The organism is Mycobacterium sp. UM_CSW (genome assembly GCF_000455205.1).
Taxonomy (GTDB): Bacteria; Actinomycetota; Actinomycetes; order Mycobacteriales; family Mycobacteriaceae; genus Mycobacterium.
On the sequence record NZ_AUWQ01000059.1, the window covers coordinates 1 to 15509 of the forward strand.

Sequence of the window (15509 nt, forward strand, 5' to 3'; positions counted from 1 at the left end):
GGGATGGTCACCGCGCCGACCACCGTCGCCGTCGTCACCTCCGCAACCCTCAATGGCGTCGCCTATTCGACCTCGCAGCTGCCCGCCATCCTGGGCGTCGGGGTCAACCCCGGCGGACCCCTGAGCACCAGCCCCGTGACCGCGTTGCCGGGCACCTTCGGTCAGGGCGTGCTGATCGACGAACCCGCGGGCGTAATGGAGTTCGGCCCCAACCCACTTCCCGCCCATGCCTCGGTGACCGGAGCGCCGGTCACCACCCTGGAGGTGCGCATCGACAACGGGGCCCTCCAAACGACCAGCAACGCGTACATCGATTCCGGGGGCTTGGGCGGGGATGTCCCCACCGCTCTCAACCCGCCCAACGTCGGCGGATATCTGCCCGCAGGGACCACCATTTCCGTCTACACCACCGGCGGGACGCTGCTGTACACGACAACGGTCGGGGCGCAGCAGACGAACGTCGTGTCGAGTTTCCTGGGCGGCACCTTCAACACCGGGATCGCGCCGTTCCTCCAGGATCCGATCTACCTGTCCTATAGCCCCGGCGGTACCGGGACAACGATTTTCGACGCATGAATTAACTTTGAATTCGCTTTGAAAATAAGCAATTTCGCGACATCGTGTCGCTATTATCCGCATGTCGCACATCGGGCCGCGACCACTTAATGCCATGCATCCCTGGTGGAGGGTTTGATGTCGTTTGTCTTCGCTGTGCCCGCAGTAATGTCCGACGCGGCAACAAGTTTGGAGAGCCTGGGCTCGACAATCAACGCGGCGCACGCGGCCGCGGCGATGCCCACGACCGGGATCGCGGCGGCCGCCGGCGATGAGGTGTCGGCGACCATCGCGGCGTTCTTCTCTGAGCACGGCGCGGCATATCAGGCGCTGAGCGGTCAGGCCGCGGCTTTCCACACCCAGCTGCTGCAAACCCTCAACGCGGGCACCCAGGCCTACCTGGACGTCGAGGCCCACAGCCTGGCCCAGCTGCAGGCGTTCCAGGAAGGCGTTCTGGCAGTGATCAATTCGCCTACCGACATGGTGCTGGGGCGCCCGCTGATCGGCGACGGCGTCGACGGCACCACCAACGCCCAGGGTGTGGGAACGGCGGGCGGCGCGGGCGGAATCCTTTGGGGCGAGGGCGGTCACGGCGGCGCCAGCACGGCCGACGGGGTAGCGGGCGGCGCCGGTGGCCCCGCCGGTTTGATCGGCACCGGCGGCACCGGCGGAATGGGCGGATTCGGGGCGTCCGGCGGAGCCGGGGGCACCGGCGGGCTGCTCTGGGGCAACGGTGGCGTTGGCGGTCTCGGCGGGGAACATGGAATCGGCGGTACCGGCGGCAACGCGCTGTTCTTCGGACACGGGGGCGTAGGCGGTCAAGGCGGTACCTATACGTTCGCCAACAACGTCACCACGATCGGCGGCGCCGGCGGAACCGGGGGCACCGGCGGCCTGTTGTGGGGCGGCGGCGGGGCCGGCGGTATCGGCGGACCCTACGCCACGGGCGGCGCCGGCGGCAACGCGCAGTGGCTCGGCAACGGAGGCCACGGCGGAATGGGTGGGGCCTTTGCCAACGGCGGCGCCGGCGGAACCGGGGGGCACTTGATCGGTGACGGCGGCGACGGTGGAACCGGCGGCGTCTTGTCCGGTCTCGGCGGTCCCAGCGGCTCCAGCATCGGATTGTGGGGCCACGCCGGCACCGCCGGCGCCAATGGCGGCGCCGCCATCGTCCAGCTGAACGGAGTTGACGCCGGTCGTCCAACCATCTCGGTCTCCGTTGACGACGGGCCGACCGTGCAAGCGTTGATCGACAGCGGCTCCACCGCCACCCTCTTCCCGCAGAGCATGGTCAATCAGGCGTCCCTCGGCCCCGCCGGCGCGAAAGGCGTCTACACCTTTGGCACGCCCGAAGACACAACCGTCGACTACTACACCACCTATCAGGCCCAGGTGAATTTCGGCAAGGGGATGGTCACCGCGCCGATGACCGTCGGTGTGATCACCGCGGAGGTCCACAACGGAGTGGCCCAGATTCCGAACGAGGCCGTGCTCGGTGTTGGGGCGAATACGCCGCACGACCCGGATTTCGTCACCAGCCCAACGCAGCATTTGCCGGGCGTCCTCGATCAGGGTGTGCTGTTCAACGAGAGCGCGGCGCGGCCTTATGTGCAGTTCGGTCCAAACCCGGGCACCCCGTTCGCCTCCGTGACCGGGGCGCCGTACACCAACGCCTTGCAAATATCGGTCAATGGTGCGCAGCCGCAGACACTCATCGATGCGATCGTCGACACCGGCGGCAACGGCGGCCACATCCCGCAGAACTTCGTCCCCGGCTACAACCCCGGCGACTACTTGCCGCAGGGAACGAAGATTGAGGTCAACATCCAGGGCATCACCCAACCGCTGTACACAGAGATACTGGGCGCCAACGCCATGCAGGTCACCGTGTCCCAGACCGCTGTGCCCCCGGGGAACTTCAACACCGGAAACTACATCTTCAAGCAGATGCCGATCTATTTCTCCTACGACCCCACCGGTCAAGGGACCATCTATTTCGATCAGCCGTCCTGATCCGGTCCAATTCAGGCTGCGGCGGTGGTCGGTTCCACTTTTGGAATGCGCCCGCCGACGTTGCGCTTTGACCGCACCGACACGACCAGGGCGGCCGCCCACAACACCACGCACAGCACCTCGGACCCCACGCTGAGTGCCGCGTGCGGCGCCGGGTCCCAGCCGTGCTCGGTAAAGCCAAAGAGCCCAACGGTTCTCGACAGCGCGAAGGCGACCAGTGAGCCGCCGGCCAACCCGGCGGCCGACCATTCCAGCCACCAGGGGCCACCGGCCGCGACCAGCAGGGCCAGCGAGAACGAAACGCTGGCCTGGGTCAGGAAGCTGGTGCCGATCATCGGAATGTGCTGATAGCCATGGACGTACAGGTAGGCGTGGCTGAAGGCGCTGACGGCCAGGGAGGCGGCCAGCGCGAGCCGGAGGAAGATTTTCATTGCAGCTTGGTCTCTTTCAATGCGAGGGCGGCCTGGCCCTTGGTGTAGTTGACCTCGCGGATCCCCAGGGCGTCGTGCAGCTTGCCCGCCGGCAGCGTGATCGGCTTGGGCGCCGGCCCGTCACCGGGATGAGGCAGCGGGTAGGCGGTCGTCGTCCCGCTGTAGAACGTCACGTTGCCTTCCGTCTTGGAAAACAGTTGGTGCACATGGCCGTTGAGGCATGTCACCGACGAGAACCGGCTCAGGTAGCTCAGGGCCTGGGTGGCGTCGTCGGTGCCCCAGCCCCAGTCCGGGTACATCGCGAACAGCGGAATGTGGCTGAACACGATGATGGGTGTATCGCTGGACAAGCCCGCGACGTCCTTCTCGACGAACTCCAGCTGGTCGACACCCAAGTGCCCGAGCTTCTTGAGGTTCAAGGTGTTCACCAACGCGATCACGTGGACACCCGCGATGTCGAAGCTGTACCAACCGTCGCCGCGCGTCCCGGCGCCGAAGACGCTGCGGTACTTCTGTCCCGCGTCGTCGACAGAATCGTGCTCGCCGGGCACCGTGAACACGTGCGGCGTCTGCACTTTGGTGAGCATCTGCTTGACCTGGTCGAACTGCTCGGGGGTCGACAGGTGGGTGAGGTCGCCGGTGTGGATGACGAAGTCCGGTGCGTAGCCGAGGCCGTTGATCTGGTCGATCGCGTGGCCGAAGGTGCCGGCGACGTCCGGGTTGGGCGGGCCCGAAAAGCCGATGTGGCTGTCGCTCACCTGGGCGAAGCGCAGCGTGGGCCGGGCGCTGGTGTGCGAGGCCGACGCCGTCCCGGCGACGTGCGAGATGACCTCGCCACCGACGACGGCGAAGCCGACCGCCGCGCCGAACCACGCCGAGTGCCGGATCAGCTGCCGGCGGGTCATCGTGTTCGGATCGTTCATCCCGTCACCACCACGGTGCCGTGCATCATCGGGTGGATCGAGCAGACGTAGTCGAACTTCCCCGCGGTGGGAAAGGTGTGCGAAAAGGTTGCGCCCGTGCCCATTCCGGGCGACTTGAACGACCCGTCGGCGGCGGCGACCGTGTGCGGTTCCTCGTCCTTGTTGGTCCAGGTGACGGTGCTGCCGGCCTTGACGGTCAGCGTGGCCGGCGCGAAGGCGAAGTTGTCGATGGTGACCGCATCGCCCGTGGCCGCGGCCGGCGACCCCGTCGCGGACGCGGCGCCCGGCTGCGGACCCGGCGCCGAGGGCATCCCGCTCATGCCCGGCATCCCGGGCGTGCCGCTGGCATTCGATCCGAAGGTCACCGACGGCGGCTGCGCGGCGGGCGGCGACGACGAGCAGCCGGCCAGCAACACACCGACGGCCGACGCCGCGACCACATGTTTTCGAAGCTTGGCGATGTTCATGCCAAGAGATATGGCGGCGGGTTACACGTCGCGGCGCGGCGGGGCGAACACCTCGATTGCGCCGTCGACCTCGCGAACCTGCAGCGCGGGCAAGGGCTTTGGAGCGATCGGCAGCTGGTGGGTGCGCACCTGCCCGGTGGGCGAGAACGACGTGGTGTGGCAGGGGCATTGCAGCGCGTCGTTCTGTGCGTCGAACCACAGCTTGCACCCCTGATGGGTGCAGACGCCGGAGATCGCCTGGGGTTTGCCGTCGACGCGGTGGACGAACCCGGCGACCGAACCGAGGTCGAACGGATGCATGACGCCGTCGGGCACGTCCGCGCTCGACGCGACGCGCTGCCACGTCCCGTCGTTGGGCGTAAGCTCACCCGCGACCGCCGGGCCCTGCGTGGGGCTGCCGATCAGGGCGCGATCGATGGAAACCGCGGCGGCCGCGGCGACCGCGGCTGCCGACGTGCCCACGATGACCTGTCGGCGCGTCGCGCTCTGCTTGGGCGCCGCCGGCGCCGGCGCGCCGTCCATCTGCTCCGCGAGGCGCCGGTGCAGGTCGGCGAGGAACTCCTGGCGCGGCTCGGCATCCGCGGTCCCCGCCGCCCGCAGGTCGATCGCCGTGCGGATCTGCGCGGCCTCGAAGTCGTCGGGCGCAAACGGCTTCGGCCGGCGACCCCGCAACAGGTCATCGACATAGCGCCGCAGCCCTCGCGCGTTCATCGTTGCCCTCCATCGTTGACCTGTGCCGCCAGCCGCAGGGCGCGGTGCTGCAGCACCTTGGCGTTGGCGACGCTGATCCCAAGCTCGGCCGCGGACTCCTTGATCGAATTTCCTTGCAGGAAACGGATTTCGAGAATCTGGCGATACCGGTCCGGCAGTCCGTCGAGAACCCGCGCGACGCGCTGGGGCGCGGTGCTGATCGCTTCCTCGCTCTCGGGTGGTTGTTCGATGTCGTCGATCGAGGTTATCTCCCGGCCCATGGTCTCCCGCCAGTGTGCGGCCAGCACCGTCCTGGCGGTGGCCCGCAGGTAGGCGCGCACCTCGCCGACGGTCGCGGTCAGGCGCAGTGGCCGCAGCGCCGCCAGAAAGACCTCAGCGGTGAGGTCCTCGGCGTCGGCGCGGTTACCCACCCGCGCGAACAGCGTGCGGTACACCCAGGACGCGTTGTCGGAGTACACCGCTTCCCAGTCGGGATAGCTTTCATAACCACTGTCGGGCACCGCGCGCAGCGGTCGCGAGACTAGCGGTTTCTGGGGGTCGTTTTGCGCCGCCACGGTCCTCCTTCACCGATTCAATATCGGACCGGGTTACACGCGGGCACGTCGGCTGCCGAGGCCATCAGCTCGTCCAGTTTCGCGGCGGCGGCCGCCAGGGCCGACTTGGCCATGCCCAAGACCCTCTCCCGCACCCGCGGCTTCGCCGACGCGGGCGCCAGTGAGTCGCCCACCAGACGCCCGAAGACGTCCAGGCGCGCCGCGGCCAGCCAGGCGGTCAATTCCGGGTCCTCGAGCCAGCGCAGCTGATTGCGGTAGTAGGCCCGCGTGATGCGCAGCCAGTCGAGGTCGGTGTCGGGATGCGGCAGTGGGTCGCACAGCTCGTTCTTCACCGCGTCGTCGGGGTAGGCGGCCTCGACGTGGGCGACGAGCGCGGCGCTGAACACCTGCTGGCATCCGCGCACGCTCTGCAGCGTGATGCCGGCGCCATCGAAAATCGGTGTGGCGGGCCGTGTCTCGGCGCCGTCGGCGGTGCAGTCGACGTACAACGCCGAGGGGTTGACGGGCACGGCGCCACCCTCCAGGACCGCCTCGCCGGCGTCGGCGCGCAGCAGGTGGCCCATGCGCACCACGTCGGTGATGCGCCGCAGCTGCTCCAACTCGGCGTGGGTGACGGTTGCGCAGCGGTACATGGTCGGGCGGATCGCCGGGTCGATCCGCAACAGCGCGCCGGCTTCCTCGAGGCGGACGAACAGGTCGTCGATCGACGCCGCGTCCCGGATCGCCCGCAGCTGCGCGGTGACGGCGGTCTTGATCTTGTCGGCGAACAGCGATCCCGGCTGCAGCGTCGCGCGATCGAGCAACCACGAGTCGCGCGGCACGACCCACGTCAGTCGATCCGGCGCTATGTCCTGGCCCAGCAGCCACAGGCACGCGTCGATGCCGGTCTTGCCGGCCCCCACGATGACGTAACGGGGGCGGGCGGCCAGCCGGGGCAGCTCGTTGGGCGCGACGCAGTCGATGCCCGGCGCCACCCGGTAGGGCGGCGGGCGCATCGAGGGCACCATGACGCGCATGTAGGTGGCGTCCACGATGCGGCGCGTCACGTCGACGGCGTACTCGGTCCCGGCCAGCGTCCTGAACCGGCCGCCACCGGAGTATTCGCTCATCGGGAAGTAGGCCACGCGCCCGGTGGGCAGGAACCGCTGGCGCATGACGTGGTCGTAGTAGGCGCACACCTCACCCGCGGTCGCCAACTCGTAAAGCCCTTGGTTCCAGCCGACTTGGTCGATCGCGTCGCTGCCCAGGGCTAGCGAGTTGACGCCGTAGAACGCCGACGGCTGATGCAGCCGCACGAATGGGTAGGCCATGGTCCAGTGCCCGCCGGGCTGATGGTGGCGGTCCACCAGCACCACGCGTGCCTCGGTTTCGGTGACCAGCGTGTCGATGAACGCCATCCCCATGGCGCCCGCGCCGACTACCAGGTAGTCGGCCTCGATGGTGCGCATACGGGCTAAAGGCTAATCGGCCCGGGGTCGCTTCAGCGGATTTCGGCCGCCGCGGTGCGCAGGTCGTCCAGGGCCGCGCGGGCCAATTCGCCCAAGCTCCGGTCACCGTCTGACGTAATCCATTCGGCAAACGCCTCTTTGAACGCGAGCCCACCCAGCTCGGCGGCCAGGGCGGCAGCGCGATCCGGCACGCCGCGCGCTCGCAGCGCGTTCGCCATGGCCGCGGCGAGGCCGACCTGTTTGAGCGCATCGCGCTCCTGCAGTTCGGCGCTGGACGCGATGACGGCCTTCACCCGGGGAGCAAGCTCGCGGTTGCGCGGGGTCATCGCCCCGGCAGCACGCTCCAGCCCGGCGGCGACCGCGGTAAGCGGCGTGGCGTCCGCGGGCGCCGAGGCGATGCCCTCGGTCAGCAGTTGCGACAACGCCTCCTGGCCGGCCGCCAGCACCTCCCGCTTGTCGGGGAAATACCGGAAGAAGGTGCTCTTGGTCAGGCCGGCCCGATCGGCGATCTCGGCGACGGTGGTTCGGTCGTAGCCCTGCTCGGAGAAAAGGTGCAGCGCGGCCTCGACCAGGCGCGCACGCGCATCGGGTTCCCATCGGGGCATGCCGCCATGGTAAGCGATGAGACCTTTGTCCCATCACCGTGGTAGCGTGATGAGACATCGGTCCCATCACTTGAGGAGTGTCTCATGCGCGTATTCGTCACGGGTGCCACCGGCGGAGTCGGCTCGGCCGTCGTTCCCGAACTCATCGGAGCCGGCCACGAGGTCCTGGCGCTGGCCCGCTCCGACGCGTCGGCCCGGGCCGCCACCGCGATGGGGGCCGACGTGCTGCGCGGCGACCTCGACGACCCCGAGAGCCTGCGCGTCGGCGCCAAGGAGTCCGACGGGGTCGTCCACCTCGCCTTCCTGCACTTCGACGACTTCGAGAGGGCGGTCGCCCAGGAGGCGGCTGCGGTCGAGACGTTCGGCGCCGCACTCGCCGGGAGCGGCAAGCCGTTCGTCATGGCCTCGGGCACGCCGCCCGTCGCCGGCCGCGTCGCCACCGAGCGCGACTCGGTGCCGACCGACGGACTCGTCGGCGGGCGCGGCCGGAACGCCCAGGCCGCCCTGGAGCTGGCCGGCAACGATGTCCGGTCGGCGGTGGTCCGCCTTCCCCGCTCCGTCCATCGGGCGGGCGGCCCCTGCGGGTTCGCCTCCCTGCTCGTCGCGGCCGCCCGAGGGACCGGTGTGTCCGGCTACGTCGGCGACGGCACCCAACGCTGGCCGGCCGTGCACGTCGTCGACGCCGCGCTGCTCTTCCGCCTTGTCCTCGAACAGGCCGATCCCGGGACGGTGGCGCACGCCGTCGGCGACGAGGGCGACCCGATGCGCGCGCTCGCCGAGGCCATCGGGCGCCAGCTCGGCCTTCCCGCGGCGTCGGTACCCGCCGAGCATTTCGGACCCCTCGGCGCCATATTCGCCCTGGACCAGCCGGCCTCGAGCGCGTTGACCCAGGAGACATTCGGCTGGCGGCCCACGCATCCGAGCCTGCTCGAGGATCTGGAGGCCGGAAACTACCCGGTGTGAGGCGCGCCTTGCCAACGCACGAGCCAAGTTACTAGGATATGCAAGTATTCGCTGCGTAACGACGACTCGAGGGCACCATGACCACACAGATCCCGCACTTCATCGACGGGAAGCGCACCGCCGGCCAGTCCGACCGCACCGCCGACGTCTTCAACCCCAGCACCGGCCAGGTGCAGGCGAAGGTTCCGATGGCCGGCAAGGCCGACGTCGACGCGGCGGTGGCCTCGGCCGTCGAGGCCCAAAAGGATTGGGCGGCATGGAATCCGCAGCGACGCGCGCGGGTGATGATGCGCTTCATCGAGCTGGTCAACTCCAACAGCGACGAGCTCGCCGAGCTGCTGTCCCTGGAGCACGGCAAGACAGTCGCCGATTCCAAGGGCGACATCCAGCGCGGCATCGAGGTCATCGAGTTCTGCATCGGGATCCCACACCTGCTCAAGGGTGAGTACAGCGAGGGCGCCGGCCCGGGCATCGACGTCTACTCGTTGCGCCAGCCGTTGGGCGTGGTCGCCGGCATCACGCCGTTCAACTTCCCGGCGATGATCCCGCTGTGGAAGGCCGGGCCGGCGTTGGCGTGCGGAAACGCGTTCGTGCTCAAGCCCAGTGAGCGTGACCCGTCGGTCCCGGTGCGCCTGGCCGAGCTGTTCTTGGAGGCGGGCCTGCCGCCGGGCGTGTTCCAGGTGGTGCACGGCGACAAGGAGGCCGTCGACGCGATCCTGCACCACCCCGACATCAAGGCCGTCGGTTTCGTCGGCAGCTCCGACATCGCGCACTACATCTACTCGACGGCCGCGGCCAACGACAAGCGGTCGCAGTGCTTCGGCGGCGCCAAGAACCACATGATCGTGATGCCCGACGCCGACCTCGACCAGGCCGTCGACGCGTTGATCGGCGCGGGGTACGGCAGCGCCGGCGAACGCTGCATGGCGATCAGCGTCGCCGTGCCGGTCGGCGAGCAGACCGCGGATCGGTTGCGCGCCAGGCTGATCGAGCGGATCAACAACCTGCGCGTGGGCCACAGCCTGGACCCCAAGGCCGACTACGGCCCGCTGGTCACCGAGGCCGCGCTGGCGCGGGTGCGCGACTACATCGGCCAGGGCGTGGCCGCCGGCGCCGAGCTGGTGATCGACGGGCGCGAGCGGACCAGCGACGACCTGACGTTCGGCGACGCCAACCTCGAGGGCGGATTCTTCATCGGCCCAACCCTTTTCGACCACGTCACCCCCGACATGTCGATCTACACCGACGAGATCTTCGGGCCGGTGCTGTGCATCGTTCGTGCGCATGACTATGAAGAGGCCCTGCGGCTGCCCTCGGAGCACGAGTACGGCAACGGCGTGGCGGTCTTCACCCGCGACGGCGACACCGCCCGCGACTTCGTGTCCCGGGTGCAGGTGGGCATGGTCGGCGTCAACGTGCCGATCCCCGTCCCGGTGGCCTACCACACCTTCGGCGGCTGGAAGCGCTCCGGCTTCGGCGACCTGAACCAGCACGGGCCGGCCTCGATCCAGTTCTACACCAAGGTCAAGACCGTCACGTCCCGCTGGCCGTCCGGCATCAAGGATGGCGCCGAATTCGTCATCCCGACAATGAATTAGACCCGCGACATGTTCACCCTGAACGACGACGAGCGGGTCATTACCGAGACGGCGGCCGCGTTCGCCGCCAAACGAATCGCCCCGCACGTGCTGGAATGGGATGCCACCAAGCACTTCCCGACCGACGTGCTGCGCGAGGCCGCCGAACTGGGCATGGCGGCCATCTACTGCCGCGAGGACGTCGGGGGCAGCGGGCTGCGCCGGCTCGACGGGGTCCGCATCTTCGAGCAGCTGGCGATCGCATGTCCGACCGTCGCCGCGTTTTTGTCGATTCACAACATGTGCGCCTGGATGATCGACAGCTTCGGCACCGACGAGCAACGCAAGGAATGGATCCCGCGGCTGGCGCCGATGGACGTCATCGCCAGCTACTGCCTCACGGAGCCGGGCGCCGGATCCGACGCCAGCGCGCTGAGCACCCGCGCGGTCAAACAGGGCGGCGACTACGTGCTCGACGGCGTCAAGCAGTTCATCTCCGGCGCGGGGGCCTCGGACGTGTATGTGGTGATGGCCAGGACCGGCGGCGAGGGACCGCGCGGCATCTCCGCCTTCATCGTCGAAAAGGGCGCTCCCGGGCTGAGTTTCGGCGCGCTCGAGGAGAAGATGGGCTGGCACGCGCAGCCCACCGCGCAGGTGATTCTGGAGGGCGTGCGGGTGCCCGCCGATGCGATGCTGGGCGGCGCGGACGGCGAGGGCGCCGGCTTCGGCATCGCGATGAACGGCCTCAACGGCGGTCGGCTCAACATCGCAGCCTGCTCCCTGGGCGGCGCGCAGGCCGCCTTCGACAAGGCCGGCGCGTACGTGCGGGAGCGCCACGCGTTCGGCAACTCTCTGCTCGACGAGCCGACCGTCCGGTTCACCCTGGCCGACATGGCCACCGGGCTGGAGACCTCGCGAATGATGTTGTGGCGGGCCGCAAGCGCGTTGGACGACGACGACCCGGACAAGGTCGAGCTGTGCGCGATGGCCAAGCGCTACGTCACCGACACCTGCTTCGAGGTCGCCGACAAGGCCCTGCAACTGCACGGCGGCTACGGCTATCTGCGCGAGTACGGTCTGGAGAAGATCGTCCGCGACCTGCGGGTGCATCGCATCCTGGAAGGCACCAACGAGATCATGCGGGTGGTCATCGGCCGCGCCGAGGCCGCCCGATTCAGGGCAAGCGCGTAGAAAGGCTCACAGATGACCCGGATTGCGTTCCTGGGATTGGGCCACATGGGCGGCCCGATGTCGGCGAACCTCGTCACCGCCGGTCACACCGTGCGCGGATTCGATCCCGTGCCGGCGGCGGTGGAGGCCGCGGTCGCCACGGGCGTCGAGGCGTTCGACAGCGCCGCCGACGCGGTGGCCGACGCGGACGTGGTGATCACCATGCTGCCCAACGGCGACATCGTGAAGCGCTGCTACGCCGACATCCTGCCCGCCGCGCGGGCGGGCGCGCTGTTCATCGACAGCTCCACGATTTCGGTCAGCGACGCCCGCGAGGTGCACGCGCTGGCCGAGGGGCACGGGATTGCGCAGCTGGACGCGCCGGTCTCCGGCGGGGTGAAGGGCGCCGTCGCCGGGACGCTGGCGTTCATGGTGGGCGGCGACGACGCCGCGGTGCAGCGCGCCCGCCCGGTGCTGGAACCCATGGCGGGCAAGGTCATTCACTGCGGCGCGGCCGGCGCGGGCCAGGCCGCCAAGGTGTGCAACAACATGGTGCTGGCGGTGCAGCAGATCGCCGTCGGCGAGGCGTTCGTGCTGGCCGAGAAGCTCGGGCTGTCCGCCCAGTCGCTGTTCGACGTGATCACCGGCGCGACGGGCAACTGCTGGGCGGTGCACACCAACTGCCCGGTGCCAGGCCCGGTCCCGACCTCGCCGGCCAACAACGACTTCAAGCCCGGTTTCGCGACCGCGCTGATGAACAAGGACCTGGGCCTGGCGATGGACGCCGTCACGTCCACCGGCTCGGCCGCGCCGCTGGGCACGCACGCCGCGGAGATCTACGCCAAGTTCGCGGCCTCCCACGCGGACAAGGACTTCAGCGCCGTCATCGAGATGCTGCGCTCGAGTTAATTCGAGGCTGGGCGGGAAGCCCTGCGTCACTGCACGTTTCGCCCGAGGAACGCGGCCAGCTGGTCGGCCGGCGCGCGGCCGTGCGGGCACGGCCGCTCAGCGGCGAACGGCTTGTCCGGCCCGCGGAATTGCGGGCCCACGAAAGCGCGCACCGCTTCGAGTTCCTCGGCTGCCAGCTCGGGATCGAGATCGGTGGACTGGCCGGTGGCGGTCGCCAGATCCCAGGCGTGGGTCAGCACGTCGCTGGTGCGCATCCCGATATACATCTGCCCTGGGACCTGCCCGAACGGCAGCTTGAACGTGGTGGTCATCCCGTCCGGGGCCGCGAAGACCTCCTGCGCGGCAGCGGCGGACGCCCGGTGCGCCGCCGCGATGTCGTCGGGACGTGCGGGCGGCTTATCGGCGCGGCCCGCCAATATCGCGACGCGCTCGTTGCCGCCGATGACGTGCTCGATGAGGTCACGAATCGTCCACTCCGAGCAGGGTGTTCGGCCGCGGTACCGATCGGGGCTGACGTGGGCGAGGACGCCGGCGAACGCCTCCTGTGCGCGCTGGTGAGCAACTAGTGGGTCCACGGTCCTGCCTTTCTCCCGTTGTTCAGAAGTCGCCCGCATTGCGGCGCAACGTTTCGATGGATGACACCAGCGCCGCCGACTCGGCGGCATCCATTCCGATGTCGGCGAACACCTGCTCGTTGAGCGTGACGGTGGCGTCCTCGACGGTGGAGCGGCCAAGATCGGTGATGGCCACCAGCGTCGTGCGCCCGTCGGTGGGGTGCGGCACCCGCTGCACCAGCCCGTCGGCCTCCAGCCGGCGGATGGCGTGGGTCACGCTGGTCACGTGCACCTGCAGGCGATCGGACGCCTTGGTGATCGGCAGCGCCCCGGTCCGGCTGAACGCCAGCAGCCGCAGCAACTCGTAGCGGGAGAAACTCAGGTCATAGGGGCGCAGCGCGGTCTCGACGCGGGCCAGCAGGATCTGGTGCGCGCGCATCACCGAGGTGACGGCGACCATGCCCTCCGACACGTCGCCCCACCCGGCGCGCTCCCAGTTGGCCCGCGCCGCGGCGATCGGATCGCGTTTCGGGCTCGATGCGGCCACGCCCTTTCTTACCGCATCTGGGACCGAATCGGGACCTTTCCTATTGCCGACAGCACCGCCAGGGTCGACGCGCGGTTACCCACGGTGATCCGCGCGCCGCCGTCCGGGTAGTGGCGGACACGCAGCCCGCTGTCCGCGAACACCTCATGCCACTGCCTACCCCTCGATGGCAGGTACATGAAGTTCGCGTGGGCGTCCGTGGTGTAGATGTCCAACGCGCTCAGCCGCATCCGCAGGTAGCGGCGTTCGGCGTTGATCGACTGGATCCGTTGCAGCAGTTGGTCTTCGGCGTCGTACGACGCCGCGACCGCAAGCAGGCTGGTGAGCGCGATGCCGAACGGCAACTGCTGGGACCACAGGGTGGCGGCCAGCTCGGGTGACGCGAGGCCGTAGCCGATGCGCAGCCCGGCCAGCCCGTAGGCCTTGGAGAACGTCCGGACCACCAGGACGTTGGGAAAACGCGCGAGCAGCGCCGCGACGTCGATGCGGTGCTCGGGCGCGGCGAACTCGATGTAGGCCTCGTCGAGCAGCACGACGGTGTCACGCGGCACCCGGCGCAAAAACCGCGCCACCTCGTCTGCGCTCTCCAGCGTGCCGGTCGGGTTGTGCGGGCGGCACAGCACCACCACCCGGGCATCCCCGGCGGCGTCGGCCAGCCCGTCGAGGTCGTTGTGGCCGTCCGCGTCGAGGGGGACGAGCAGCGGGTGCAACCGGGCCATCCGGGCGATGATCGGATAACCGTCGAAGGTCGGCGACGCCATCGCGACCTTGTCACCCGGGGCGGTCAGCGCGTGCAGGGCCTGCAACGCCACGCCCGTCGCGCCGGCGCCGAGCACCACCTGCTCGGCGGGCAGGCCGGCGTGGCCCGCGATCAGCCCGCGCAGCCGCTCGGGCAGGAACTCCGGATACCGGTTGACCGCGTAGATCGAACGGATCAACGCCGAGCGCACCGCCGGCAACGGCGGAAACGGATTCTCGTTGAGCGACAACGCAAGCGGGTCGATCGCGGTGGGGAACGCCTCATCGATGTCGTCGGCGAAGGGGCTGCGGACGGGTTGCATCAGCCCCGTCCGCCCCAGCGCACCGCCGCCGCGCCGGCGAAGTCACCGGCGTGGGCGAAGGCAGCCATCAGCACCACGTCGCCCGCCTCGAGCTGACCGTCGGATATCGCGTGGTCGAGGTTGACCGGGATGCCGGCGCCGAACAGGTTGCCGCACTGATCGAAGGTGTCGCGGTGGCGTTCGGGCGGCAGCTCGAGGGCCTCGCGCCAGTTGCGCAGGAACGCCCGGTTGGGCTGGTTGGTGACCAGCAGGTCGATGTCCTTGGTGGACAGGCCGATTCGATCACAGACCGCCAGCGCCACCTCGGGCACCTGCCGGTTGCCGCGGGCCAGCACCTTGGTGATCTTGCTCTCGGTGAAGCCGATCGAGCCCTCGCCGGGGCCGGCCTGCCACCACTTGCGGGGCGGGTCGAAGGACAGCGTCATCTCGCCGGCGTATTCGCCGTAGGTGCGGCACTCGACGTCGAGGATCGGCGACTGGTCGCCCACGGTGACCAGGGCGGCCGCCGCCCCGTCCCCGGGCACCGCCGACTGTGCCTTGCGGCGGATCGTCGGCTGGTCGAAGAACTGCCCGGCGGCGTTTTGCGCGATCGCGATCAGCGCGGTGTGCCCCTCGCCCGACGACAGCAGCTTGCGGGCCACGTTGAGCGCCAACACGAATGCCGCGCAGCCGCCGTTGTTCAGGTCGAGCACCCAGGACGGTCGCATGCCCAACCGGTGCGCGATGCCGCCCCCCTGCCCGTAGAACGCCATGTCCGGCACCTGGGTGTGGGTGATCAGCACGTCGGCGCCCTCGACGACGTCGGGGCCATGCCGCTCGATCAGGCCCTGCACCGCCTGCTCGATCATGTCGATCGAGCTTTCCCCCGGCGCGACGTGATGGCGAAACTTCGGGGCGCGGAACATGAGATTGTCGCGCAGGTCGTCGGATTCGGCGAATTGCGCGTAATACTCGGCGCCGATCGGCTCACCGGGCAGATAGGTCGAGAGGTCGATCAGGCTGACGCTCGGCTTGGTCATGG

At 69.2% G+C, this 15509-nt stretch carries 17 protein-coding genes; 6 read left to right on the plus strand and 11 right to left on the minus strand.

Translation table 11 applies throughout. From position 1 onward, the window contains the following. Both N415_RS19870 and N415_RS33130 read left to right on the plus strand, forming a co-directional pair. Positions 1 to 576: PecA family PE domain-processing aspartic protease (locus tag N415_RS19870; RefSeq protein WP_152531488.1), on the plus strand; the 576-nt coding region annotated here is incomplete at its 5' end. 117 nt (positions 577 to 693) lie between these two features. Beyond that, positions 694 to 2568 (plus strand): PecA family PE domain-processing aspartic protease, encoded by a 1875-nt coding sequence (locus N415_RS33130; RefSeq protein WP_081665375.1) that lies wholly within the window; start codon positions 694 to 696, stop codon positions 2566 to 2568. An 11-nt stretch (positions 2569 to 2579) separates the two neighbouring features. On the opposite strand, the gene N415_RS19880 is transcribed toward N415_RS33130, so the two are convergent. The 7 genes from N415_RS19880 to N415_RS19910 are packed head-to-tail and all read right to left on the minus strand — an operon-like array spanning position 2580 to position 7707. Continuing rightward, positions 2580 to 2999, minus strand: coding sequence for a hypothetical protein (locus N415_RS19880; RefSeq protein ID WP_068185787.1), 420 nt, complete (start codon positions 2997 to 2999; stop codon positions 2580 to 2582). Further along, positions 2996 to 3922, minus strand: a complete 927-nt coding sequence (locus N415_RS19885; protein ID WP_068185790.1) for a metallophosphoesterase — start codon at positions 3920 to 3922, stop codon at positions 2996 to 2998. The genes N415_RS19880 and N415_RS19885 overlap by 4 nt, the downstream gene beginning before the upstream one ends. Continuing rightward, positions 3919 to 4389, minus strand: coding sequence for a cupredoxin family copper-binding protein (locus N415_RS19890; RefSeq protein ID WP_068185793.1), 471 nt, complete (start codon positions 4387 to 4389; stop codon positions 3919 to 3921). Before N415_RS19890 ends, N415_RS19885 begins: the two co-directional genes overlap by 4 nt. 21 nt (positions 4390 to 4410) lie before the next feature. After that, positions 4411 to 5100, minus strand: a complete 690-nt coding sequence (locus N415_RS19895; RefSeq protein ID WP_068185797.1) for a Rieske (2Fe-2S) protein — start codon at positions 5098 to 5100, stop codon at positions 4411 to 4413. Next, entirely contained in the window at positions 5097 to 5654 is a 558-nt protein-coding gene (locus N415_RS19900; RefSeq protein WP_068101076.1) for an RNA polymerase sigma factor, read from the minus strand. The genes N415_RS19895 and N415_RS19900 overlap by 4 nt, the downstream gene beginning before the upstream one ends. Before the next feature lie 17 nt (positions 5655 to 5671). Then, positions 5672 to 7102 carry an NAD(P)-binding protein gene (locus tag N415_RS19905; RefSeq protein WP_068185800.1) on the minus strand — a complete coding sequence of 477 codons (1431 nt, stop codon included), beginning with the start codon at positions 7100 to 7102 and terminating at the stop codon, positions 5672 to 5674. 32 nt (positions 7103 to 7134) lie between these two features. Continuing rightward, a complete protein-coding gene (locus N415_RS19910; RefSeq protein ID WP_068185803.1) occupies positions 7135 to 7707 on the minus strand; it encodes a TetR/AcrR family transcriptional regulator in 573 nt (190 codons plus the stop codon). An 84-nt stretch (positions 7708 to 7791) separates the two neighbouring features. Here N415_RS19910 and N415_RS19915 point away from each other — a divergent pair, with 84 nt between their 5' ends. From N415_RS19915 to mmsB, 4 genes are all read left to right on the plus strand, one after another. Continuing rightward, on the plus strand, positions 7792 to 8670 hold the full coding sequence (locus tag N415_RS19915; RefSeq protein WP_068185806.1) for an SDR family oxidoreductase: 879 nt from the start codon (positions 7792 to 7794) through the stop codon (positions 8668 to 8670). 77 nt (positions 8671 to 8747) lie between these two features. Then, positions 8748 to 10268, plus strand: coding sequence for a CoA-acylating methylmalonate-semialdehyde dehydrogenase (locus tag N415_RS19920; protein ID WP_068185809.1), 1521 nt, complete (start codon positions 8748 to 8750; stop codon positions 10266 to 10268). Between the two features lie 9 nt (positions 10269 to 10277). Beyond that, entirely contained in the window at positions 10278 to 11438 is a 1161-nt protein-coding gene (locus tag N415_RS19925) for an isobutyryl-CoA dehydrogenase (protein ID WP_068185812.1), read from the plus strand. Between the two features lie 12 nt (positions 11439 to 11450). Then, a complete protein-coding gene (gene mmsB / locus N415_RS19930) occupies positions 11451 to 12326 on the plus strand; it encodes a 3-hydroxyisobutyrate dehydrogenase (protein WP_068185815.1) in 876 nt (291 codons plus the stop codon). A 26-nt stretch (positions 12327 to 12352) separates the two neighbouring features. On the opposite strand, the gene N415_RS19935 is transcribed toward mmsB, so the two are convergent. From N415_RS19935 to N415_RS19950, 4 genes are read right to left on the minus strand one after another with little or no spacing between them, the layout of a single operon-like run. Further along, a complete protein-coding gene (locus N415_RS19935) occupies positions 12353 to 12901 on the minus strand; it encodes a TIGR03086 family metal-binding protein (RefSeq protein ID WP_068185819.1) in 549 nt (182 codons plus the stop codon). Between the two features lie 22 nt (positions 12902 to 12923). Next, on the minus strand, positions 12924 to 13427 hold the full coding sequence (locus tag N415_RS19940) for a MarR family transcriptional regulator (protein WP_066931474.1): 504 nt from the start codon (positions 13425 to 13427) through the stop codon (positions 12924 to 12926). A gap of 8 nt (positions 13428 to 13435) precedes the next feature. Next, complete coding sequence (locus tag N415_RS19945) at positions 13436 to 14488, minus strand: aminotransferase class I/II-fold pyridoxal phosphate-dependent enzyme (RefSeq protein ID WP_068185827.1); 1053 nt, start codon at positions 14486 to 14488, stop codon at positions 13436 to 13438. Further along, complete coding sequence (locus tag N415_RS19950; RefSeq protein ID WP_068185830.1) at positions 14488 to 15507, minus strand: 3-oxoacyl-[acyl-carrier-protein] synthase III C-terminal domain-containing protein; 1020 nt, start codon at positions 15505 to 15507, stop codon at positions 14488 to 14490. The genes N415_RS19945 and N415_RS19950 overlap by 1 nt, the downstream gene beginning before the upstream one ends. Between the last annotated feature and the right edge of the window lie 2 nt (positions 15508 to 15509).

What these genes read in the sequence shown, in the direction of transcription:
- N415_RS19890 (WP_068185793.1), bottom strand. Translation starts at nt 4,389, where the DNA reads ATGAACATCGCCAAGCTTCGAAAACATGTGGTCGCGGCGTCGGCCGTC.
- N415_RS19910 (WP_068185803.1), bottom strand. Translation starts at nt 7,707, where the DNA reads ATGCCCCGATGGGAACCCGATGCGCGTGCGCGCCTGGTCGAGGCCGCG.
- N415_RS19925 (WP_068185812.1), top strand. Translation starts at nt 10,278, where the DNA reads ATGTTCACCCTGAACGACGACGAGCGGGTCATTACCGAGACGGCGGCC.
- N415_RS19885 (WP_068185790.1), bottom strand. Translation starts at nt 3,922, where the DNA reads ATGAACGATCCGAACACGATGACCCGCCGGCAGCTGATCCGGCACTCG.
- N415_RS19895 (WP_068185797.1), bottom strand. Translation starts at nt 5,100, where the DNA reads ATGAACGCGCGAGGGCTGCGGCGCTATGTCGATGACCTGTTGCGGGGT.
- N415_RS19945 (WP_068185827.1), bottom strand. Translation starts at nt 14,488, where the DNA reads ATGCAACCCGTCCGCAGCCCCTTCGCCGACGACATCGATGAGGCGTTC.
- N415_RS19950 (WP_068185830.1), bottom strand. Translation starts at nt 15,507, where the DNA reads ATGACCAAGCCGAGCGTCAGCCTGATCGACCTCTCGACCTATCTGCCC.
- N415_RS19905 (WP_068185800.1), bottom strand. Translation starts at nt 7,102, where the DNA reads ATGCGCACCATCGAGGCCGACTACCTGGTAGTCGGCGCGGGCGCCATG.
- N415_RS33130 (WP_081665375.1), top strand. Translation starts at nt 694, where the DNA reads ATGTCGTTTGTCTTCGCTGTGCCCGCAGTAATGTCCGACGCGGCAACA.
- mmsB (WP_068185815.1), top strand. Translation starts at nt 11,451, where the DNA reads ATGACCCGGATTGCGTTCCTGGGATTGGGCCACATGGGCGGCCCGATG.
- N415_RS19915 (WP_068185806.1), top strand. Translation starts at nt 7,792, where the DNA reads ATGCGCGTATTCGTCACGGGTGCCACCGGCGGAGTCGGCTCGGCCGTC.
- N415_RS19880 (WP_068185787.1), bottom strand. Translation starts at nt 2,999, where the DNA reads ATGAAAATCTTCCTCCGGCTCGCGCTGGCCGCCTCCCTGGCCGTCAGC.
- N415_RS19920 (WP_068185809.1), top strand. Translation starts at nt 8,748, where the DNA reads ATGACCACACAGATCCCGCACTTCATCGACGGGAAGCGCACCGCCGGC.